Annotated in this window: 21 protein-coding genes and 1 tRNA gene; 6 read left to right on the top strand and 16 right to left on the bottom strand. The window is 66.7% G+C overall.

From position 1 onward, the window contains the following. Positions 1-259 precede the first annotated feature (259 nt). Positions 260-1,039: an SDR family oxidoreductase gene (locus tag ACLJPD_RS05495; protein WP_410870625.1), complete on the bottom strand. Its 780-nt coding sequence runs from the start codon at positions 1,037-1,039 to the stop codon at positions 260-262. Positions 1,040-1,179: 140 nt separating this feature from the next. Here ACLJPD_RS05495 and ACLJPD_RS05490 point away from each other — a divergent pair, with 140 nt between their 5' ends. Both ACLJPD_RS05490 and ACLJPD_RS05485 read left to right on the top strand, forming a co-directional pair. Continuing rightward, positions 1,180-1,842 (top strand): TetR/AcrR family transcriptional regulator, encoded by a 663-nt coding sequence (locus ACLJPD_RS05490; RefSeq protein WP_410870624.1) that lies wholly within the window; start codon positions 1,180-1,182, stop codon positions 1,840-1,842. Continuing rightward, the gene (locus ACLJPD_RS05485) at positions 1,818-2,273 is read left to right on the top strand and encodes a nitroreductase/quinone reductase family protein (protein WP_410870623.1); all 456 of its coding nucleotides are present in this window, start codon (positions 1,818-1,820) and stop codon (positions 2,271-2,273) included. Before ACLJPD_RS05490 ends, ACLJPD_RS05485 begins: the two co-directional genes overlap by 25 nt. A 104-nt stretch (positions 2,274-2,377) precedes the next feature. Here the strand turns inward: ACLJPD_RS05485 and ACLJPD_RS05480 are convergent. The 3 genes from ACLJPD_RS05480 to ACLJPD_RS05470 all read right to left on the bottom strand — a co-directional run bounded on the left by ACLJPD_RS05480 (position 2,378) and on the right by ACLJPD_RS05470 (position 5,622). After that, positions 2,378-2,451, bottom strand: a tRNA-Leu gene (locus ACLJPD_RS05480). Positions 2,452-2,568: 117 nt separating this feature from the next. Beyond that, positions 2,569-4,080, bottom strand: a complete 1,512-nt coding sequence (locus tag ACLJPD_RS05475; RefSeq protein ID WP_410870622.1) for an APC family permease — start codon at positions 4,078-4,080, stop codon at positions 2,569-2,571. 54 nt (positions 4,081-4,134) lie between these two features. Beyond that, a complete protein-coding gene (locus tag ACLJPD_RS05470; protein ID WP_410870621.1) occupies positions 4,135-5,622 on the bottom strand; it encodes a peptide MFS transporter in 1,488 nt (495 codons plus the stop codon). A 165-nt stretch (positions 5,623-5,787) separates the two neighbouring features. Between ACLJPD_RS05470 and ACLJPD_RS05465 the strand changes: the two genes are divergently transcribed. After that, a complete protein-coding gene (locus ACLJPD_RS05465; protein ID WP_410870620.1) occupies positions 5,788-6,234 on the top strand; it encodes an SRPBCC family protein in 447 nt (148 codons plus the stop codon). Positions 6,235-6,333: 99 nt separating this feature from the next. Here the strand turns inward: ACLJPD_RS05465 and ACLJPD_RS05460 are convergent, their stop codons facing one another. From ACLJPD_RS05460 to ACLJPD_RS05420, 9 genes are all read right to left on the bottom strand, one after another. Further along, positions 6,334-6,546: a hypothetical protein gene (locus ACLJPD_RS05460; protein WP_410870619.1), complete on the bottom strand. Its 213-nt coding sequence runs from the start codon at positions 6,544-6,546 to the stop codon at positions 6,334-6,336. Positions 6,547-6,581: 35 nt separating this feature from the next. Next, positions 6,582-6,737 carry a DUF6131 family protein gene (locus ACLJPD_RS05455; RefSeq protein ID WP_410870618.1) on the bottom strand — a complete coding sequence of 52 codons (156 nt, stop codon included), beginning with the start codon at positions 6,735-6,737 and terminating at the stop codon, positions 6,582-6,584. 150 nt (positions 6,738-6,887) lie between these two features. Further along, entirely contained in the window at positions 6,888-7,163 is a 276-nt protein-coding gene (locus tag ACLJPD_RS05450) for a hypothetical protein (RefSeq protein ID WP_410870617.1), read from the bottom strand. 86 nt (positions 7,164-7,249) lie between these two features. Continuing rightward, positions 7,250-7,981, bottom strand: coding sequence for a GntR family transcriptional regulator (locus ACLJPD_RS05445; protein ID WP_410870616.1), 732 nt, complete (start codon positions 7,979-7,981; stop codon positions 7,250-7,252). A 106-nt stretch (positions 7,982-8,087) separates the two neighbouring features. Further along, positions 8,088-9,416 (bottom strand): serine hydrolase domain-containing protein, encoded by a 1,329-nt coding sequence (locus ACLJPD_RS05440; RefSeq protein ID WP_410870615.1) that lies wholly within the window; start codon positions 9,414-9,416, stop codon positions 8,088-8,090. 61 nt (positions 9,417-9,477) lie between these two features. After that, complete coding sequence (locus ACLJPD_RS05435; protein WP_410870614.1) at positions 9,478-10,017, bottom strand: hypothetical protein; 540 nt, start codon at positions 10,015-10,017, stop codon at positions 9,478-9,480. A 154-nt stretch (positions 10,018-10,171) separates the two neighbouring features. Beyond that, a complete protein-coding gene (locus tag ACLJPD_RS05430) occupies positions 10,172-10,771 on the bottom strand; it encodes a DUF305 domain-containing protein (RefSeq protein WP_410870613.1) in 600 nt (199 codons plus the stop codon). A gap of 65 nt (positions 10,772-10,836) precedes the next feature. Then, complete coding sequence (locus ACLJPD_RS05425; RefSeq protein ID WP_410870612.1) at positions 10,837-11,379, bottom strand: DUF6153 family protein; 543 nt, start codon at positions 11,377-11,379, stop codon at positions 10,837-10,839. A gap of 24 nt (positions 11,380-11,403) precedes the next feature. Then, positions 11,404-11,988, bottom strand: a complete 585-nt coding sequence (locus tag ACLJPD_RS05420) for a hypothetical protein (RefSeq protein ID WP_410870611.1) — start codon at positions 11,986-11,988, stop codon at positions 11,404-11,406. A 399-nt stretch (positions 11,989-12,387) separates the two neighbouring features. On the opposite strand from ACLJPD_RS05420, the gene ACLJPD_RS05415 reads away from it, so the two are divergent. Both ACLJPD_RS05415 and ACLJPD_RS05410 read left to right on the top strand, forming a co-directional pair. Then, positions 12,388-13,536 carry a class I SAM-dependent methyltransferase gene (locus tag ACLJPD_RS05415; RefSeq protein WP_410870610.1) on the top strand — a complete coding sequence of 383 codons (1,149 nt, stop codon included), beginning with the start codon at positions 12,388-12,390 and terminating at the stop codon, positions 13,534-13,536. Positions 13,537-13,684: 148 nt separating this feature from the next. Further along, positions 13,685-14,542 carry a Bax inhibitor-1/YccA family protein gene (locus ACLJPD_RS05410; RefSeq protein ID WP_410870609.1) on the top strand — a complete coding sequence of 286 codons (858 nt, stop codon included), beginning with the start codon at positions 13,685-13,687 and terminating at the stop codon, positions 14,540-14,542. Between the two features lie 55 nt (positions 14,543-14,597). On the opposite strand, the gene ACLJPD_RS05405 is transcribed toward ACLJPD_RS05410, so the two are convergent. Both ACLJPD_RS05405 and ACLJPD_RS05400 read right to left on the bottom strand, forming a co-directional pair. Further along, positions 14,598-15,818, bottom strand: a complete 1,221-nt coding sequence (locus ACLJPD_RS05405; protein WP_410870608.1) for an acetyl-CoA C-acetyltransferase — start codon at positions 15,816-15,818, stop codon at positions 14,598-14,600. Between the two features lie 61 nt (positions 15,819-15,879). Then, positions 15,880-16,749 carry an SGNH/GDSL hydrolase family protein gene (locus ACLJPD_RS05400; protein ID WP_410870607.1) on the bottom strand — a complete coding sequence of 290 codons (870 nt, stop codon included), beginning with the start codon at positions 16,747-16,749 and terminating at the stop codon, positions 15,880-15,882. 158 nt (positions 16,750-16,907) lie between these two features. On the opposite strand from ACLJPD_RS05400, the gene ACLJPD_RS05395 reads away from it, so the two are divergent. Then, the gene (locus tag ACLJPD_RS05395; RefSeq protein WP_410870606.1) at positions 16,908-18,290 is read left to right on the top strand and encodes a cystathionine beta-synthase; all 1,383 of its coding nucleotides are present in this window, start codon (positions 16,908-16,910) and stop codon (positions 18,288-18,290) included. Between the two features lie 80 nt (positions 18,291-18,370). Here ACLJPD_RS05395 and erm read toward each other — a convergent pair whose 3' ends face one another. Beyond that, a complete protein-coding gene (gene erm, locus ACLJPD_RS05390; RefSeq protein WP_410870605.1) occupies positions 18,371-19,195 on the bottom strand; it encodes an ErmE/ErmH/ErmO/ErmR family 23S rRNA (adenine(2058)-N(6))-methyltransferase in 825 nt (274 codons plus the stop codon). Positions 19,196-19,585 lie beyond the last annotated feature (390 nt).

Raw genomic sequence — 19,585 nt, 5'->3', positions numbered from 1 at the left:
ATATCGACACTCAGCACCTCGGCCTCCACGGAGTTCGTCGTTCCGGCATCAGCACTCGATCAGCTAACTGCATTGGATTACTGCGCTCGGGCGGGCAGTGCCGACATCGGCGCCGGTCGCGGTGCGGGAGCTCGCGGATGTTGTCGCCGAGTGCGAAGACTTCTTCGGCTCCGTCGTTGGCGGGTCGATGCGGCCGCGGAAGGGCCGCTGTCCTTTGGTGGTGTCGACGACGCGGGTGATCGTCGTGCGATGGAGGCGTTCAGATGATTCCGCCGTTGGTGTAGATGATCTGGCCGTTGATCCATCGGGCTGGGCCGGCGAGGTGGGCGATTGTCTCGGCGATGTCCTCGGGCCGGCCGAGCCGTTCGAGGGGGGTCATGTTCTTCAGGGCGTCGATGGCCTGCTGGGGTTTGCCGTCGAGGAACAGTGGCGTGGCGGTAGGGCCGGGAGCGACGGCGTTGACGGTGATGTTGCGGCCGCGCAGTTCCTTCGCCAGGATCAGGGTCAGGGCATCGACCGCGCTCTTGGTGGCGGCGTAGGCGCCGTAGCCGGGGAGCGCGAGCTTGACGACCGAGCTGGAGAAGTTGATGATCGCGCCACCGTCGCGGACTCTGCGGGCAGCCTGTTGGGAGACGACGAACGCACCGCGGACATTCGTGCGGTGCATCCGGTCGAAGTCCTCGAACGACAGATCGACCAGGGGAGACAGCAGCATCACCCCGGCGGTGTGAACCACGACGTCGACCCCGCCGTACGCCGCTTCGAGTTGATCGAACATCCGCGCCACCGCCTTCTCGTCGGCGACGTCACCCGAGACGAGGGTCGCCCGGCCACCCGCCGCGGTCACGGCGTCGGCGGTTTCCTGGGCGCGGTCGCGGTTACCGGCGTAGTGCACGCCTACTGCCATGCCCTGTGCCGCGAGGCGGACGGCGACAGCGCGGCCTATCCCGCCCGATGCTCCGGTGACCAGGGCGACACGTGCGCTGCCCACTGCGGAGTCGGCGTCCGGATCGGTGAGAGGTGCTGTGGGGTCGGTCATTTGAACGCTCCATCGGTATGTCACGGTGCCGCTGTGACGTTATGTGTACGATGAGTTCATTAAAGCATGGATGTGAACGCACTGTCCATATATGTAGCCCGTCGGTGCGTCGACAGACCGATAATCAGGAGGCAGACACCATGGGGCGAGGCCGCAGACCCACCGAAGAAGTACGCGCCGAGATCATCGAGACGGCGGGAAAGCTGCTGCTCGAGGCTGGTATGGCCGGCTTCACCATAGAGAAGGTCGCCGCACTCAGCGGCGCGAGCAAGGTGACGATCTACAAATTCTGGCCCTCGAAGGGGGCTTTGGCGCTGGCGGGATATTTCACCGCGGTCTCCCAGACTCTCGCGTTTCCCGACACCGGCGATATAGAGGCCGACCTGCGCGCCCAACTGCGCGCGTTCGTGCGGCTGCTGACCGACACGCCCGCCGGGGCAGTGCTGCGTGAACTCATCGGGGCCGCGCAAACCGACCCGGACCTGCTGTCGGCGTATCTGTCCTCGTATTCCTCTCCCCGCCGCGCCCTCGCGATCCAACGACTCGACGCGGCCCGCTCACGGGGACAACTGCGCGAGAGCCTCGACAGCGAGAGCGTCATCGACCAGCTCTGGGGGGCGTGCTACCACCGCCTACTGCTGCCCGACCAGCCCATCACCACCGAGTTCGCCGACCGACTCATCGACAACCTGTTCCACGGAATCGGAAGAACCACCGAGCGCCATCCGAGCGGTGACTCGCAACGTCCCGCTGCCCCCACTATCGAACCGGAGATACCGTGCCCGACCACACCGCGATCATGAACGCATTGGCTCTCAGCTCCGCCTCGACGGCTCGGGAACGCACCATCGATATCACCACCACCGGGGCGCGCTCGGGCGCACCACGACGAATCGAGATCTGGTTCCATCACATCCGCGGCCACTGGTACCTCAGCAGCACCCCCGCCCGCCGGAACTGGTACTCCAACCTGATCGCGAACCCGCATTTCGTGTTCCACCTCAAGAACGGACCCCACGCCGACCTGCGAGCAACTGCCGTGCCGATCACCGACCCCGCACACAAGCGTCCCGTCATCGAATACATCGTCGAGGACCTGAACCAACCCCGCAACGCGGCCAACGTCCATCAGCCCCAACATGTCGAGGACTGGATGACCGGCAGCCCGCTCGTAGAAATCCTGTTCACCGATTTTCCGACTTCCAGCCAGCCCGCCGACGCAAAAAAACCGTGACCGGCAACAGGAAGTCGGCCAGGAATTCTTGGCATACTTTTGGTCTCACCCCGCAGCTTGCGAGCAACTCCGACCCAGTGACCGGGCTTGACCTGGCAACTGAGTGCCCCCACAGGGACTCGAACCCTGACTGTGCGGATTTTAAGTCCGCTGCCTCTGCCAATTGGGCTATAGGGGCTGTCCCGGACAGCGTAGCGAATCGTACGGGTGTACCGGAATCCTGTTGGCCGACAAGGTCGGCCCGGCGTGTCGGAACAGACCACGCCGGGACCGATCATGTCATCGAAGGGGCTGGTCAGTCGCCAGTCGCGGCCTTTTTGCCGAGGACCGAGTGGCGGCGGCCGTAGGCGAAGTAGACGGCGAAGCCGATGGCCATCCAGATCAGGAAGCGCAGCCAGGTTTCCACCGAGAGGTTCACCATCAACCACAGGCAGGCCGCGACGGCCAGGATGGGGATGAGGGGGACCAGGGGGACGCGGAAGCCGCGGGGCAGGTCGGGACGGGTGCGGCGCAGGATGAGGACGCCGACCGAGACCAGGACGAAGGCGAACAGCGTGCCGATGTTCACCATTTCTTCCAGCGTGCCGAAGTCGACGAAACCGGCCAGCACGCAGCAGATCACGCCGACGATGGCGGTGAGCCGCACCGGGGTGCCGCGCTTGCCCGTGTGGGCCAGCGAGCGGGGCAGCAGCCCGTCGCGCGCCATCGCGAACAGCACGCGGGTCTGCCCGAGGAACAGCACCATCACCACCGTGGTGAGGCCGGCCAGCGCGCCGATGGAGATGACCGTCTTGGCCCAGTCGACCCCGACAATCGAGAATGCCGTTGCGAGCGTGGCATTTTCGCCCGCCAGCTCGGTGTAGGGCACCATGCCGGTGAGCACCAGCGTCACCGCCACATAGAGCACCGTCACGATCAGCAGCGAACCGAGGATGCCGCGCGGCACCGCCTTCTGCGGGTTCTTGGTCTCCTCGGCGGCGGTGGCGACGACGTCGAAGCCGATGAACGCGAAGAACACGATGCTGGCCGCGGCGAGCAGGCCGTACCAGCCGAAGCTGGTGTCACCCGCGCCGGTGACGAACTGGAACAGCGTCTGGTGCAGCCCGCTGGCGCTTTCCTCGGCGGGCTGTGACGGCGGGATGTACGGGCTCAGGTTGGAGGCCTTGAAATAGGTGAGGCCGAGCACGAGCACCAGCGCAATGACGGCCAGCTTGATCGCCACCGCGACCGCCGATACCCGCGAGGACACCTTGGTGCCGACGGCGAGCAGCACACCGAGCACCGCGAGCAACAGCACCGCGCCCCAGTCGAAGGTGATCGACCCGAATTGCACAGTGGCGGAATCGAATCCGAATACCGTGCCGAGGTATTGCGACCAGCCCTTCGCGACCACCGACGCGGCGAGCGCGAATTCCAAGATCAGATCCCAGCCGATGATCCACGCCACCAATTCACCGAAGGTGGCATAGGAGTAGGTATAGGCACTGCCGGCGACGGGCACGGTCGAGGCGAATTCCGCATAACAGACCGCGGTGAGTCCACACGCGATCGCGGCGAAAACGAATGCCAGCGACACCGACGGCCCGGCCACATTGCCCGCGGTGCGCGCCGTGAGCGTGAAGATGCCCGCGCCGACGACAACGGCCACGCCGAAGACCGTGAGATCCCAGGCCGTCAGATCTTTACGGAGTTTGGAATCGGGATCGTCGGTATCGAGAATCGACTGCTCGACGGATTTGGTGCGGAACAACCCACTGCCTCGGCTGGGCGAACGGCCCACGCCTGGAGTGTCCTGCGGTGTCGGCACGGTATATCTCCTTCTGCTGCGAAAATCGTAAACGGGGATTACCCGGAATTCAGGTCAGTGCACTCCCTGCATGCGGCGCTTGATCCAGGGCGCGCACGCGGCGACGACGAGACCTGCCACGATGGCGGCGCCACCGCTGAACCCGAAGTAGGCGGCCTCGCTGTCGGGACTGTAGAAGCGGGCCAGCGTGCCCGCCATCGACGTGCCGATACCGACGGAGAAGAAATACAGCGCCATCATCTGCGAGCGGAACGCGGCGGGCGCGAGATGGGTGGTCACCGCGAGACCGATCGGTGAGAGCAACAGTTCCGAGACCGCGAAGCCGCCGAGGATCGCGAAGACCGCGAGTACCGGCACGGTCTTTCCGTCGAACCCGCTGAGCAGCGCGAACAACCAGAACGCGATGCCCATCCCGATCACGCCGAGCGCGAACTTCATCGGGGTGCTGGGAGCGCGATTGCCGAGCTTGGTCCACATGAGCGCGAACAGCGGCGAGAGCGCGATGATCCACACCGGCTCGACCGAGCCGATCCAGCTCGCAGGCGCCTCCCAGCCGAAGATCCGCCAGTCGATGCGCTCGTCGGAGTACACCGCGAGCATGGTGAACATCTGCTGGAACAGCGACCAGAACACCGCGTTGGCGATGAACAGCGGGATGAACGCGACCACCCTCGTTCGCTCGATCGGGGTCACCTTGGCACTGCGCAGCAGCACCGTGAAGTAGGCGATCGAGGCGACCACGATGACACCGGTGGTGACGTCGGAGAGATTCTCGAGGGTGATCAGCTTCGTCAGCACGGCCACCAACACCACGACCGCGGCGACGGCGACACCGATCAGCACCGGGGTCAGCTCACGGCGGGTGATGGGATTGGGCACCTCGCGCCCGTGGGTACCGAGGTTGCGGCGGAAGATCACGTACTGGGCCAGGCCGAGCGTCATACCGATCGCCGCGGCGCCGAAGCCGACGTGGAAACCCCACTCGCGTTGCAGCAAGCCGGTGAGCAGTGGGCCGCAGAACGCGCCGATATTGATGCCGAGATAGAACAGCGTGAACCCGCCGTCGACTCGCGCGTCCGTGGGCGCGTAGAGGGTGCCGAGCAACGACGACGCGTTCGCCTTCAGCCCGCCACTACCCAGCGCGACGAGCACCAGGCCGACGCCGACACCGGCCAGCCCGGGCAGTACCGCCAGCGCCAGATGCCCGGCCACCACCACGACACCGCCGTAGAAGACGGTCCGCTCCATCCCCAGCACCCGGTCGGCAATCCAGCCGCCGAGCACGGTGGACAGGTAAACCAGGCCACCGTACGCGCCGACGATGCCGAGCGCGGTGCTCTGGGCGATGCCGAGGCCGCCCTCCGCGGTGGAGTAGTAGAGGTAGTAGCCCAGGATGGTGAGCATGCCGTAGAAGGAGAAACGCTCCCACAGCTCGACACCGAACAGATTGGTCAAGCCGATGGGATGACCGAACAGGGTGCGCTCGGCCGCCGCGTCGGCGGGGTTCGGCGGGTCGCCGAGCCGTGTTTCTTCCATGGACATGAGGGCAACGATCCCACGTCGAAACGGTGGACAGCAATTTCCCCGCATCATCTCGGCTTCGGCGTGCCGCGCCCGGCTGGCACGCGCGAACACGTCCGGCGGAGCTCGCCGATTCGAATTACGCTGGGGTGAAGAGGATTCCCGCGACGGACGAGGAAATCAGACGTGCTGACAGCCGAGGTGACCGTGCCGGTGCGGCCCGAACGAGCGTTCGCGAGCCTGGCCGACGGCTGGCTGTACGCGAGCTGGGTGGTCGGCGCCTCGCACATCGGCAAGGTCGATCCCGACTGGCCTGCCGTCGGCAGCCGCATCCACTACCGATTCGGGCTGTGGCCGGTACTGATCGGCGATACCACCGAGGTGCGCGCTGTCGACCCGCCGCGCCGACTGGAGTTGGAGGCTCGGCTGTGGTCGGTCGGCTCGGCGTGGATCACGCTCACGCTCGTCGAGGAGCAACCGGGGCACACCACGATCCGGATGGTCGAACGCGCTGCCCGCGGCCCCGCGCAATTGATCCCCGGGGTGGCGCAGGATCTGCTGTTCGCAGCACGTAATCAGGAATCACTGGATCGGCTGGCCGATCTGATTCGTGCGCGTTCACAAAATGAATGACACGAAGGATTTCACGCCGAAAGGCGGACAGTGGCAAGCACTGGCCGCTTAAGCAGGACCGACCGCCGTGGCCGAAGAATTCGGCCACGGCGGGATCGATCAGCTCGGTTGGGGCAGATCGCAGTTGTCGACCTTCGGGTTAGCGCCCACATAGTTCAATGGGCCCGCGATTATCGTCACCGCGATGGTGCCGAGCGTCGCACAGTTCTGATCGCGTTCGGTGTAATACCCACGCTGGCCCGCGGCCAGAACACCGATCAGCAACCAGACGAGCACGACGATCGAAATGATGCGAGAACTACTGCCAGTCATGACATTTCCTCTGGTTCTACGGATTCTACGCATGCTCAGTAGTAGTGCCGACGGCCACCGACCGCGCGTCCGGTGCTGCCGATCAATGCCAGCACGACGCCGACCACCAGGAGGATGACTCCCACCGTGTTGAGGAGCGGGATGCCGAAAACGAGTCCGGCTATGAGAAGAACTGCGCCGAGAAGAATCATCAGAGCTCACCTTGTTCGGTGTCGGGACAGTGGAATACCGGTGGGCACCCACACTCTCCGAATGCCCGCTTTTCTCGACCTGAAACAGGCTGTGCCGCAAAGGTTGGGCCCTGAGCCGCCGCGGCGGCTCAACGGCGGCTCAGGGGTGAATCAGCGGGCGAAGATCGGCAGCACGGCCGAGCCCGACGAGGGCGGACGCGGGGCGCTGGAGCCGAGGTCGGCGTCGAACGAGCCGGTGCCGCTGCCCGCGTCGACCGAGCCCGCCGAACTGCCGGTCGGCGGGCCGAGCTCGACCGAACCTGAGGGGAACAGGTCCCAATCGGCGCCGCCGACCGCGTTCGCGGTGCCTGCGGTGCCGAGCAGGGTTGCCGCCGCGATGACGGCCAGCAGGCCTGTCCTGGCGGCGGTGGATTGACGGATGGACATGGGTGATACCTCCGAGCGCTTCGCTGTGATAGCCCCCAGACGGTAACTGAAACACACTGATTTCACACCGGATCGGTGTGGTCCCGCTAAGCCTGCGGTCGCTGACCCACTTCCATCTGCACGCGATAACGGTCGGCGCGGTACCAGCTCTCGGTGTGCTCGATCGGCACCTCCGCGCTGAACGACACGCGGTCGAAATGCAGCACGGGACCGCCCTTCTTGACCCCGAGCAGCGCCGCGATGCCTGCCTCGGCGGCCTGGGCGTCGACCGTCTGCACGGCTCGTTCGATCGGCCTGCCGTAGCGATCGGCGGTGGTCCGGTAGATCGAACCGGTGAGGTCGTGCGAGATCAGGTCGGGGACCAGCTCAGGATTGAACCAGGCGTCGTCGACGCTGATCGGATCCTCGTCGGCCAGCCGCAACCGGCGCACGTGATAGGCGAGCGCGCCCTGGGGCAGGCGCAGCGCGCGGGCGGTCGCCCCGGGCGGGATCGCTTCCTCGGCGACGAGCACCAGGGTGGTCGGATGATGACCGAGCGCGCGCATCTCCTCGGTGAACGAAGCCAGGTGCAGCCGCGATTGCACGGGCCGGTGCGCGACGAAGGTGCCCTTACCGCGTACCCGGACCAGATATCCTTCGTTGACCAGTTGGCCCACCGCCTCGCGCACGGTGATCCGGCTGACGCCGTAGTCCTGCATCAGGTTTCGCTCGCTGGTCAGCAGATCGCCCGGCTGTAGCTCGCGCGTGCACTTCTGCAGCAGAATCGCGCGTAGCTGTTCGTGTTTGGGCACTGCGCTGTCGCGCAGCGGTGCGGGCATCGCCAGTGGCTCCTTTTCTGGTAGGCCGACCGGTCCCTACTGGTCCTATCCGGTTGATTCGAGAGTACGCGACCGGCGCCGGGGAGCCCAGAGATCTCGGCCCGCCTCAGCGGATGCCCGGCGTGCGTGGGTCGGTGCCGATACACCCCAGGATGACGCATCCCGGCGGCGAATCCGCGAACGGGGCCTTCGGGGTCTCGCCGAGGCAGTCGAGGAAGTTGCAGCCGGGGTAGGCGTAGGGGCCGACGCCGACAGTGCCGAAAAAGGCGTCGGGCCGGGCGATCATCGGGTCGGTCACGCTCACGTCGGGAGGCTCCTGATACGGCCCGGGGTCGGGGATCTGCTGGTCGCGGAACGCGGAGACGAGCGTGCGCAGCACATCGTGGGTGTAGGTGGTCGAGGCGCCAACCGTCGCGACACCGGTCCAGTTCAGCACCAGGCCGAGACTGGGCACGATGAAGCTGTCGTTGCGCAGCATTCCCGACATCTTCACCGCGTCTTCGGGTAGTCCGGGGAACTCGAGGCGACACGGCGCGCCGTTGAGCACGAACAGGAAGCCGTAGCAGGGCATGCTCGCCGACGGCGAGACGGCGGCGCGCATGTAGTCCTCGGAGATCACCTGCTGGGTGTTCCAGCGGCCTCGATTGCCAACGAGCAGACCGAGTTTCGCGAAGTCGTCCGGCGGCAGGATCAAATGCGCATGGCCATAAGTGTTTCCGGCGCGATCACGAGCCCAGTAGTAGTCGGTGTTGGCAATGCCCAACGGGTCGAACAGCTTTCGCTGGGCGAAGGCCTGGAAGTCCTCGCCAACTGCCTGCCCGACTACATAGACCAGCAGATCGACCGCACGCTGGCTGTAGCGGAACATCGTGCCCTGCGGACGCTCGATCGGCATCGCGAGTGCCTGCGCGACGACATTGGGATCGAGTTGTGCCAGCCCCGTCACGCCCTCGGCGGCAACGGCGACCTCCATGCCGGAGGACTCCGTGAGCAGATTGCGCACAGTGATCGCACGGTGCGCCGCGTCGCCGAGACCGGGTGGCAGATAGCGGCCGATCGGCTCGTCGATCTGGAGCAGGCCCTCGTCGACGGCCGCCCCGGCGACGAGCGCGACGACGCTCTTGGTCCCGCTCCACAGATTCCATGCCACCCCGCCGGATTCGGCATTGCGCGGGCCGGTCGCGATCAGGCAGTTGTTGCGGTAAAGCTGGATGTTGAACCGGGTCACGTCGGCGGCGCGCGCCATCGCGGTGGCCAGCACGGCGGGGTCGAGTGCGGCCTCGTCCGGTGTCGCGGTCTGCGGGGTGCGGCCGGTGGTCACCTCGCACTGCTTCGCGGTGCCGGGGTCGGCGTACGCCGGGCCGGAATGCCAAGCCCCCAAAACTAGGGTCAGCGCGGTAATCGTCGCTGCCACAACGTATTTCGGATAGTGCACGGAGCCCTCCAGATGGTGTCGGGAGGGAATCGTGAACGGTCACGTTCTTGTTACGGGCGCCTCAGCTGCCGTACGGCGTGCACACCGCGATCGCGATGTCCTTGGACGTGTTGAACGTGTCGATCACACCGTTGAGTTCGTCGGTGGGCACCCGGCGCTCGAGGGTGTCGGCGAGCCCATTGGTCTTGTCGATGTAGTCGCGCAGCGGCACGGCCAGATCGGGGATCACATCGCCGGTGATCCTGCGGTCGAGGTCCTTGGCGCTGTTGCGCAGGGTGGTGACCGCGTCCGTGGCCTTGGCATCGGCGTCGGGTGCCTGATCGTTGGAGGCCGCGATGTAGGCGTTGAACGAGGTGACCGAGGTCTTGTTGGCCGAGCGAAGGCCATCGCACGCCGTGTCGTTTGCCGCCTCGATCTTCGCTGCCCGCGACGACGAGGCCGCCGCCGACGAGGCCGCCACCTCGGAGGTGTACGAGGCGAGCTCGCCCTGGTTGACCTCGGCGGTACCCGGCACCTGTGTGGAGCAGGCGCCGATGAAGATGACGCCGGTCGCGGTGGCCGCCAGCGCGGTCCCCAGCCCCAGCCGTTCCAGTACTCGCATGTCTCTCTCCTGCCTCGAGATTGCAGGCACCGGTTGGGCCGGAGCCGAACATATCGACCGTACTGGCTGATTCCGGGTGACGTCAGGTCGCAGGGGCGATTTCGATGACGAAACGAGACGCGGCGCCGGGGTGTCGACCCGGCGCCGCACCCGATCAGTTCTGTCCGAGCATGCCGCGCATGGTGGTGATCTCGGCCTCCTGATCAGCCACGATCTTCGTCGCAAGCTCTCGGGATGCCGGATTGACGCCGCTGTTCAGCTCGGTCTGGGCCATCCCGACAGCATCTTCGTGATGGTCGATCATCATCTCCAGCCACTGCTTGTCGAAATCGGCTCCGGTAGCGGCTTGCAGACTGCTCATCTGCGCGTCGGTCATCATGCCGGGCATGTCGTGCCCGCCGTGGCCCCCGGCGCTCGGCGCCGGCTCGCTGAAGCCGGTGAGCAGGTCGGTGATCTGCGCCATCTCCGGCGCCTGGGCCTTCTCCACCTGCGCGGCCAGCGCGATGAGCTGCTGGTTCTCGGTGCGGCTCGGCACCATCTTCGCCATCTCGACGGCCTGCGCGTGATGCGGGTACATCATCTGCAGGAAGCTGATGTCGGCATCGTTGAAGTCGGTGCTCGCGGCCGCGCTGGTCGCGGTGGTGGTGGTGTGCTCGGTGGCGTGGGTGGTGGTCGTGCTGTCGTCGCCGCAACCCGCCGCGAACAAGACGGTGGCGGTGGCGGCGAGGAGAACGTGGGTACGGCTGATGGACATGGTGATCCTCCTGGGGATTCGGGTGAGGTGTCGAAACTGGCGAGGCACGAGCGGTGCCGCGCCGGTCAGATCCGCAGAATCGCCAGTTGGGAAAGGGTGAGGACGGTCCATGGTGGTGGGCGGGTTCGTCCGCCGCGCCAGATTCGGGGTGTGCGCCGGGCCGCTTCGGCGGTGTCCGCGAGGCGGTAGAGCAGGACCAGGGACAGTGCGATGGTGAGTGCGACCAGGACGAAAACACAGCCGTGCACGGCGGTGTGCTCATCACAGCCCGCCGAGCCGCAGCCGGTGTGTGGGTCCGCAGCAGCGGCGACATGGAGTGTCGAGCCGGGTGGTGTTGCGGCGAGATCCTGCCCGGAGTGGTCGGTCGCGGCGTGGTCGTCGGTCGGGGGCGCGGACAGCCGCTGATCCGGGTGCTCGGTCAGTGTCGTCGCGACGGCCGGTGCTTCCGGAGTCGACGGGTGGGCGCTCGCGTGGGTGGTGCCGAATACCGCCGAGTGCATCGCGACGATTCCGGCCAGCAGCATCAGCACGGCGAGCGCCCTGGCGATGCCGGGTGCGCGCGCGGGCGGATGCTGGTCCATCACGGCGACCAGTCTAGCGATCGTCATCGTGATACCCGGTAGGGGTAGGAATTACTGGGTGGCGATGTCGACGACCAGGCGCGGGGGATCGGCCAGCGCGGTGACGGCGAACGGCGGCTGATCGGCGTCGATGCCGATGAACGACTGGGTGACGCCCTCGTAGACCAGCTTCTTGTATACCCCGGTGATGGCGGGCGCGCCCGGATCGGTCACCGGATCCGGCCCGTCGAACGGGGGGACCGTCGAGTCGAACGGGTACGCGGAGCCGAGGATGCGCACCTCGAGAATCGCGCGCCCCGCCACGTCGACGGTCTTGCCGCTGCCGTCCTGTACCGCGCGATCGGTGTAGGCCACCTGCCAACCGGGAGATCCCGTGCCGCCGAGTTCGAAGACCACACGGTCGAAGCCGGGCTGACGGCCGATCCGAATATCGGTGACGGTCAGCGCCGCACCCGAGGAGGCCGCGCCGGACTTCGGACTCGCATCGGTGGGCACCTCGCCGGTGGCATCGGCGAACGTGCTGGTGGTGCTCGTCGCCGTCGTTGTCGGCGCCGCGGCAGGCGCGTCGTCGGATTCGCAGGCGGACGCCGACACCGCGGCTGCGGCGATCAGCACGAAGACGAGAGCGTTGCGCATGTGGCTGATGGTACGCAGGGACGGTGGCCCGGTGGGCGAATGAACCCGGGGCGTGTTCGGCTACCGAAAGTTTGCTGAGGACTCGGAAGTGAGAGCTGTTCTTGTCGATGCGCGCAGGTCGCAGCCGGGATTTTCGGTGAACGCGTACCAGATCGGCGGTTAGCGCCGCCCGCGGCGAGCGGCCGCGGCGCGGGTCGGCGCAGATGGCGGCCGAAGCATTGGGGAACAACGGAATTCGTGAGTTACGCGCGTTCGAGGTGATCTGCAAGGACGTCGCAAATCAATGGAACCTGTTATTGCTCATCGAAATACATCCGACGACACCCCTTGTGAGCCTGCGCACCGGTCGATACCGGGCCCGGATGTGACGGTGGGGCAACGATCTAGCACACTTGCCGGGTGGACAGTGTTGAGGACGTATTCGACCGACTACGCCGGTATCCGGATGTGGAGGCACCGAACCTCTATGCCGTCGACGCCGCCGACCGACTGATCCTGGACACGGCCGCGGACGTCCTCGCGACCGCGGGTAGCGGCGAGGTTGCGGTGATCGGCGACGCTTACGGCGCGCTCACGCTCGGCGTCGCAGCCGAGCACGGACTCACCGGCCTGCGCGTGCACCAGGACCTGATCACCGGCGAATCGGCGCTCGCGGCCAACGCCAAGACCCTCGGGTTCACCGATCGCTACACCACCCACGCACTCGACGCCGACCTGCTCGCCGGCGCGCGGGTGGTCCTGATGCGATTGCCACGGATGCTGTCAGGCGTATCCGAGATCGCCGAGGCCATCGCCCGCTGTGCCGCCGACGATGTGGTGGTGTTCGCGGGTGGTCGCGACAAATACCTCACCCCGGCCATGAACGCGGTGCTCGCCGAATCCTTCGCGCAGGTCCGTGCGGGCCGTGGCAGGCAGAAGTCGCGGGTGCTCATGGTCAGCGAGCCGCTGCCGGTGGGCGAATCCCGGTTCCCGGTGCGCGAACACGTCATCGAGATCGACGGCGATGTCGTCGCGTTCGGTGCGGCGTTCTCGGGATCGCGTCTCGACATCGGCACCCGCTTCCTGCTCGAACACATGGACCGGATGAAGCCCGACGCGCGCGATGCCGTCGATCTCGGTTGTGGCACCGGCATTCTCGCGGTCGCGCTGGCCAAATCGCGCCCGCACATCCGGGTGGTCGGCACCGACCAGTCCGCCGCCGCCGTCGCCTCGGCCAGGGCCACCGCCGAAGCCAACGGTGTCGCCGACCGGGTGACGGTGGTGCGCGACGACGCCATGTCCTCGGCCGCCGACAACAGCGCCGACCTGGTGCTGTGCAATCCGCCGTTCCACGTGGGCGCGGCCGTGCACACCGGTTCGGCGATCAAGATGTTCGTCGAGACCGGGCGGGTGCTGCGGCCCGGTGGCGAGTTGTGGACGGTGTACAACTCGCACCTGAACTATCGCGGAGTGGTGGAGCGGATGGTCGGACGTACCGATGTGATCGGCCGGAACCAGAAGTTCACGGTCACGCGGTCCGTTCGTGGTCTGCGCGACGTACAACGATAGGGCGACCCGAAAGCGGTAGAGTCCGATTTGTCCGAACGGGCGGTGGTGTGGTCACAGGCCGGATCGCCGGGAACTTTGTCCGATCGTGGCGCGTTGAACAGGGCAGTTGGAGCTTCACAGCTACTCGTAACTCCAAGAAAGGCGCACGGTGCGTACCTCATCGAATCCGGTGTTCAAGAACCTTCCCCGCCAGGAGGGTGTCGGCGGTTACGCGAACTTCGGTTCGGGCGTAGCCGGCGCGGGCCAGCTCGGTAACCAGCAGTACGGCGAATACGGGCAGCAGTACGGCCAGCAGTTCCAGCAGCCCCCCGCCACCCGCGCGATGACCATCGACGACGTGGTCACCAAGACGGGCATCACCCTCGCGGTGCTCACCGTCTCGGCGATCGCCTCCTACGCGCTGTCGACGGCCAACCCGTCGCTGGCGCCGCTGTTCGTCATCGGCGGCGGCATCATCGGCCTGGTGCTGGTCCTGATCGCGACCTTCGGTCGCAAGATGGACAACCCGGCCATCGTGCTGGCCTACGCGGCCTTCGAGGGCCTGTTCCTCGGCGCGCTGTCGCTGATGTTCACCGACGTCACCTTCGGCGGTGTCGGCGGTAGCGCCCTGATCGGCCAGGCGGTGCTCGGCACCTTCGGCGTGTTCTTCGGCATGCTCGTCGTCTACAAGACCGGCGCCATCCGCGTCACCCCGCGTTTCACCCGCATGCTCATCGGTGCGATGGTCGGCGTGCTGGTGCTGATGGTCGGCAACCTGATCGCGAGCTTCTTCACCGACGGCGGCTTCGGCCTTCGCGACGGCGGCCCGCTGGCGATCGTGTTCAGCCTGGTCTGCATCGCCATCGCCGCGTTCAGCTTCCTGCTCGACTTCGACGCCGCCGACCAGCTGATCCGCGCCCAGGCCCCCGAAAAGGCCGCATGGGGCGTGGCGCTGGGCCTCACCATCACCCTGGTCTGGCTCTACATCGAGATTCTCCGCCTGCTGAGCTACTTCCAGCGGGATTGATAGAAGACAGAAAAGCGGCCCACCTCATCGAGGTGGGCCGCTTTTTTCGTCTATCTCAGCTCAGGCGCTCGATGACCAAAGCCATGCCCTGGCCGCCGCCGACGCACATGGTTTCCACGCCGAACTGCTTGTCGTAGGTCTGCAGGTTGTTCAGCAGGGTGGTGGTGATGCGGGCACCGGTCATGCCGAACGGGTGGCCCAGCGCGATCGCACCACCGGAGACGTTGAGCTTGTCCTCGTCGATCTTCAGTTCACGCGCCGAACCGAGCACCTGCACGGCGAAGGCCTCGTTGATCTCGAACAGGTCGATGTCGGAGATCGACTTGCCCGCGATCGCCAGCGCGCGCTTGACGGCCTCGACCGGGCCCAGGCCCATGATCTCGGGCGACAGGCCGGAGACGCCGGTGGAGACGATGCGGGCCAGCGGGGTCAGGCCCAGTTCCTTGGCCTTGGTGTCGCTCATGATGACCAGCGCCGCGGCGCCGTCGTTGAGCGCGCAGCAGTTACCGGCGGTGATGGTGCCGTCGGGACGGAACACCGGCTTGAGCTGGCTGACGGCTTCGTAGGTGACGCCGGCGCGCGGGCCGTCGTCCTTGCTCACCACGGTGCCGTCGGGCAGCGTCACCGGGGAGATCTCGCGCTCGAAGAAGCCGCTCTTGATGGCCTCTTCGGCCCGGTTCTGCGAGCGAACGCCCCAGCGGTCCTGGTCCTCGCGCGAGATGCCGGTCAGCGACGCGACGTTCTCGGCGGTCTGGCCCATCGCGATGTAGGCGTCGGGGAGCAGGCCGTCCTGACGCGGGTCGTGCCACGCGCCCGCGCCGCCCTCGGCGGTCTTGGCGGTGCGGGCCTCGGCCTCGGCGAACACCGGGTTCTTGGTATCGGGCGAGCTGTCGGCCGAACCACGGGCGTAGCGCGAGACGGTCTCCACACCGGCGGAGATGAACACGTCACCCTCGCCCGCCTTGATCGCGTGGAAGGCCATCCGGGTGGTCTGCACCGACGACGCACAGTAGCGCTGCACGGTCGTGCCGGGGACGACGTCGAGGCCGAGCTGGATGGCGAGGATACGGCCCATACCGAAGCCGCCCTCACCGGCGGGGGAGCCGGTGCCGAGGATGATGTCGTCGATCTGCGTCGGGTCGAGCGAAGGCACCTTGGCCAGCGCGGCCTGGACCATCTGCACGGTCAGGTCGTCCGGGCGCATTCCCGCCAGTGACCCCTTGACGGCACGGCCGATGGGGGAACGGGCGGTGCTGACGATGACGGCCTCGGGCATGAGGACTCCTTTTCGCGTTGTTCGACGTGAACGGCTGTTTACATGCCGGTCGTTCTCGAATCTACGTCTCCAGCTGCGCGACGGGAAGAGCAGGGCGGTCGCGCACCTGCGCGATCAGCACGGGAAGCAGCTGGGCAGCGGCCAGTTCGTAGCCTGCCGAGGAAGGGTGGAATCCGTCGGTGGCGAACAGGATTTCGGGCGAGGCCCGGAACTCGGACGCGACCAGCGGCGAACCCATCGGCACCGCGATCCCGCCCGCGATGGTGGTCGCGACCGTCTGCGCCTTGGCCAACCGCACACTCCAGTTCGCGACGATCGTGCGCAGCGGTTGCTGGATCGCGGTGACGGTGCCCAGGTTCGGGCAGGTGCCGACCACCACCAGTGCGTCGGCCTCACGCAGTCGCGACACCGCCGCCGCGAGCCTGCGCGCCGAGGCCCGAATGGAGTGCTTCTTGGTGATGTCGTTGGCGCCGACCAGGATCACCGCGGCATCCGGCGGTGGCCCCGCGACGAACATCGCGTCGACCTGCCCGGCCAGGCCCTTCGACGTGGCACCCGAGATCGCCTTGGTGCTCAACCGGATTCGCATGCCGGTGGCTTCGGCCAGCCCGCGGGCCAACCGCACCCCCGGCACATCGGCGGCACCGAGACAGCCGAGCCCGGCTGCGGTGGAGTCGCCGAAGATCATCAGGTGCAGGTCGACGGGTGTCGATTTGCGCCACGGCTCGGGAAGAATCGCCCCCGGCGCGTACACACCGTCGGCCTCGGGCGGCTTCGAGGTGTCGCGGCCGATCACCGCGCGCGCCGCACCCGCCTGCGTCATCAGCAGTCGATAGGTCGCCCAGGAGACCGTTCCGGCGCTCGATCCGGCGAGCACCGTCGTCGCTCCGGTCACGACAGCGGTTCGCCAGCTGATTCGAGGTGCGCTCACATCCGAAAATTCTACGACGCTGGTCTACCTCTTCGTGCCTCCGGCCGGACCCGGGTGTCACCAGGGCACCGGCCGGAGTTCGGGTGGGCGTGGGTCGGCCCGCACCCGACGAGTTACCCATGTACTCGCGAAATCGGAGGTTCTGCGACGATGGTGGTATGCGCATCGCGGATCATGTGGTTGACCTCATCGGCAACACCCCCCTGGTTCGGCTGAACTCGGTGGTCGGCCCCAACGCGGGTCTGGTTGCCGCGAAGGTCGAATACCTGAACCCGGGCGGCAGCTCCAAGGACCGGATCGCGGTCAAGATGATCGACGCGGCCGAACAGGACGGACTGCTGAAGCCGGGCGGCACGATCGTCGAGCCGACCTCGGGCAATACCGGTGTCGGTCTGGCGCTGGTCGCTCAGCAGCGCGGGTACAAGTGCGTGTTCGTGTGCCCGGACAAGGTCAGCGAGGACAAGCGCAACGTCTTGCGTGCCTACGGCGCCGAGGTCGTGGTCTGCCCGACCGCCGTGCCGCCGGAGCACCCTGACAGCTACTACAACGTCTCCGATCGCCTGGTCCGTGAGATCGAGGGCGCATGGAAGCCCAACCAGTACTCGAACCCGGGCGGCCCCGACAGCCACTACGAGACCACCGGCCCCGAGATCTGGGCCGACACCGAGGGCAAGATCACCCACTTCGTCGCGGGTGTCGGCACCGGCGGCACCATCTCCGGCACCGGCCGCTACCTCAAGGAAGTCTCCGGCGGCACGGTCAAGATCATCGGCGCCGATCCCGAGGGTTCGGTGTACTCCGGCGGCACCGGCCGCCCGTACCTGGTCGAGGGCGTCGGCGAGGATTTCTGGCCCTCGGCCTATGACGCGTCGATCCCCGACGAGATCATCGCGGTCTCCGACGCCGATTCCTTCGAGATGACCCGGCGCCTGGCTCGTGAGGAAGGCCTGCTGGTCGGCGGTTCCTGCGGTATGGCCGTGGTCGCCGCGGTCGAGGTCGCCCGCCGTGACCCCGAGGCCGTAGTGGTCGTGCTACTGCCCGACGGTGGCCGCGGCTACCTGTCGAAGATCTTCAACGACCAGTGGATGAGCTCTTACGGCTTCCTGCAGACGCCCCTGGAAGCGGGCCCCGAACCGCTGGTCGGCGACGTGCTGCGCGGCAAGTCCGGCGCCCTGCCCGACCTGGTGCACACCCACCCCTCGGAGACCCTGCGCGACGCCATCGAGATCCTGCGCGAATACGGCGTCTCCCAGATGCCCGTCGTCGGCGCCGAACCCCCGGTCATGGCAGGCGAGGTCGCGGGCAGCGTCACCGAACGCGACCTGCTCTCGGCCGTCTTCGAAGGCCGCGCCAACCTGACCGACTCCGTCGCCCAGCACATGAGCCCGTCGTTCCCGCTGATCGGCTCCGGCGAGCCCCTCTCCACCGCCACCAAGGCCCTGTCGGACTCAGACGCCCTGATGGTCGTCGAAGACGGCAAGCCTGTCGGCGTCATCACCCGTCATGACCTGCTCGGTTTCCTGAGCACCGGCTCGATCTGAGCCAGTACCTGGCGAGACGTAGTCGAGCGGCTTCCCACCGGAGTGGGAGGCCGCTCGATCTGTTCACGATGACGTTCGGTTCAGCGGATGAGCGTTGAATGCAACGCCACCCACTGCTCCGGATGAACGTAGGCGACGACCGAGTCGGGCGCGATGCCCGCGCTCGTCATGGCTGTGTCCACACCCTGGTAGCGGGTGCGCAGGGATGCACGAACCGTGCCGCCCACTCCGGAGAACGCGGTTCGTACCAGCTCGGTGTAGGAATCGCGGTGTGGGACAAGCGGTTCCGGCCGTCGGGTGATGCGCAAGATCGCCGAGTCGACCGAGGGGATCGGGCGGAAGTTGTCGCGGGGGATGTGACCGCGCAGGTCCCAGGCGAACCATGGCCAGGTCGTCGCGGTCAGTAGGCTCCAGCGGCCGTAGTCGCCGGTGCGTTTGCGGGCGTATTCGCGTTGGGTGAGCAGGGTTGCCGAGGTGAGGGTCGGTGCGGTCAGGCACCAGTCGACGATGTCGGCGGTCACGGAGAACGGGATGTTGCCCACCACGGCGAACGGCTCGCGGGGAGCCTTGGCCTTGGTGAAATCGCCACGGACAACGCGGATTCCGCGCTCGGAACGGGTTCGTGCCGAGAGCTTGGCCGCGAGCAGTGGATCGATCTCGTACGCGGTGACCTGTGCGCCCTGTCGGGCCAGGGCACGCGTGAGAATGCCTTCGCCCGCACCGGGTTCGAGGACGAGTCCCGCCGGTTCGGCCGCCGACACGATCGAGTCGACGGCGATCTGGTTCACCAGAAAGTTCTGGGACAGTGTCCTTCGCGTGTGATCGCGGGCGGTCCGACCGCCGCTCTTACCGGTGACCTTGCGCTGAGTGTGTGAGTAGTTTCGGTGTGAATAGTCCTGCGCCACGGCAGTTGCCCCTTCGGGTCTTCGAGTTGATGGAAGCTCGAAGGGCCCTGGGCGCGCCGGTGGACGCCGATGAAGTTATCCGCGTCCGCTAGCGGGCCAGAGCCCGGTGGTAGCGGAGGCGAATCAACAATTGGCACGACATGCGAGCAACTCTAGGAAGCGGCCGATCGGCGGGCAACCGAATTTCGACACGAAGGGTGCGGGTCCGATCGCCACCACGGCCAGCCGCCCCCCGACCACGGTGACGGGTGTGCTCATCCTTCGGTCAATGTGCCGTTGACCGGGCGTGAGCAAATTTGTCGCTATTCATCGGATTCAATGAGGATTGCCTGGGTACATACCACGAACAGGTGCTTCGGCAATCAGCCGCACTGATCGGCAAGAGCGAAA

Origin of the sequence: Nocardia sp. A7, assembly GCF_046549215.1 — a bacterium.
In the GTDB taxonomy this organism is placed as follows: Bacteria; Actinomycetota; Actinomycetes; order Mycobacteriales; family Mycobacteriaceae; genus Nocardia.
This window is presented reverse-complemented; position numbering and strand designations above follow the sequence as displayed.

What these genes read in the sequence shown, in the direction of transcription:
- ACLJPD_RS05490 (WP_410870624.1), top strand. Translation starts at nt 1,180, where the DNA reads ATGGGGCGAGGCCGCAGACCCACCGAAGAAGTACGCGCCGAGATCATC.
- ACLJPD_RS05455 (WP_410870618.1), bottom strand. Translation starts at nt 6,737, where the DNA reads ATGATTCTTCTCGGCGCAGTTCTTCTCATAGCCGGACTCGTTTTCGGC.
- ACLJPD_RS05405 (WP_410870608.1), bottom strand. Translation starts at nt 15,818, where the DNA reads ATGCCCGAGGCCGTCATCGTCAGCACCGCCCGTTCCCCCATCGGCCGT.
- ACLJPD_RS05420 (WP_410870611.1), bottom strand. Translation starts at nt 11,988, where the DNA reads ATGCGCAACGCTCTCGTCTTCGTGCTGATCGCCGCAGCCGCGGTGTCG.
- ACLJPD_RS05445 (WP_410870616.1), bottom strand. Translation starts at nt 7,981, where the DNA reads ATGCCCGCACCGCTGCGCGACAGCGCAGTGCCCAAACACGAACAGCTA.
- ACLJPD_RS05430 (WP_410870613.1), bottom strand. Translation starts at nt 10,771, where the DNA reads ATGTCCATCAGCCGTACCCACGTTCTCCTCGCCGCCACCGCCACCGTC.
- ACLJPD_RS05450 (WP_410870617.1), bottom strand. Translation starts at nt 7,163, where the DNA reads ATGTCCATCCGTCAATCCACCGCCGCCAGGACAGGCCTGCTGGCCGTC.
- ACLJPD_RS05395 (WP_410870606.1), top strand. Translation starts at nt 16,908, where the DNA reads ATGCGCATCGCGGATCATGTGGTTGACCTCATCGGCAACACCCCCCTG.
- ACLJPD_RS05425 (WP_410870612.1), bottom strand. Translation starts at nt 11,379, where the DNA reads ATGACGATCGCTAGACTGGTCGCCGTGATGGACCAGCATCCGCCCGCG.
- ACLJPD_RS05495 (WP_410870625.1), bottom strand. Translation starts at nt 1,039, where the DNA reads ATGACCGACCCCACAGCACCTCTCACCGATCCGGACGCCGACTCCGCA.
- ACLJPD_RS05460 (WP_410870619.1), bottom strand. Translation starts at nt 6,546, where the DNA reads ATGACTGGCAGTAGTTCTCGCATCATTTCGATCGTCGTGCTCGTCTGG.
- ACLJPD_RS05435 (WP_410870614.1), bottom strand. Translation starts at nt 10,017, where the DNA reads ATGCGAGTACTGGAACGGCTGGGGCTGGGGACCGCGCTGGCGGCCACC.
- ACLJPD_RS05470 (WP_410870621.1), bottom strand. Translation starts at nt 5,622, where the DNA reads ATGTCCATGGAAGAAACACGGCTCGGCGACCCGCCGAACCCCGCCGAC.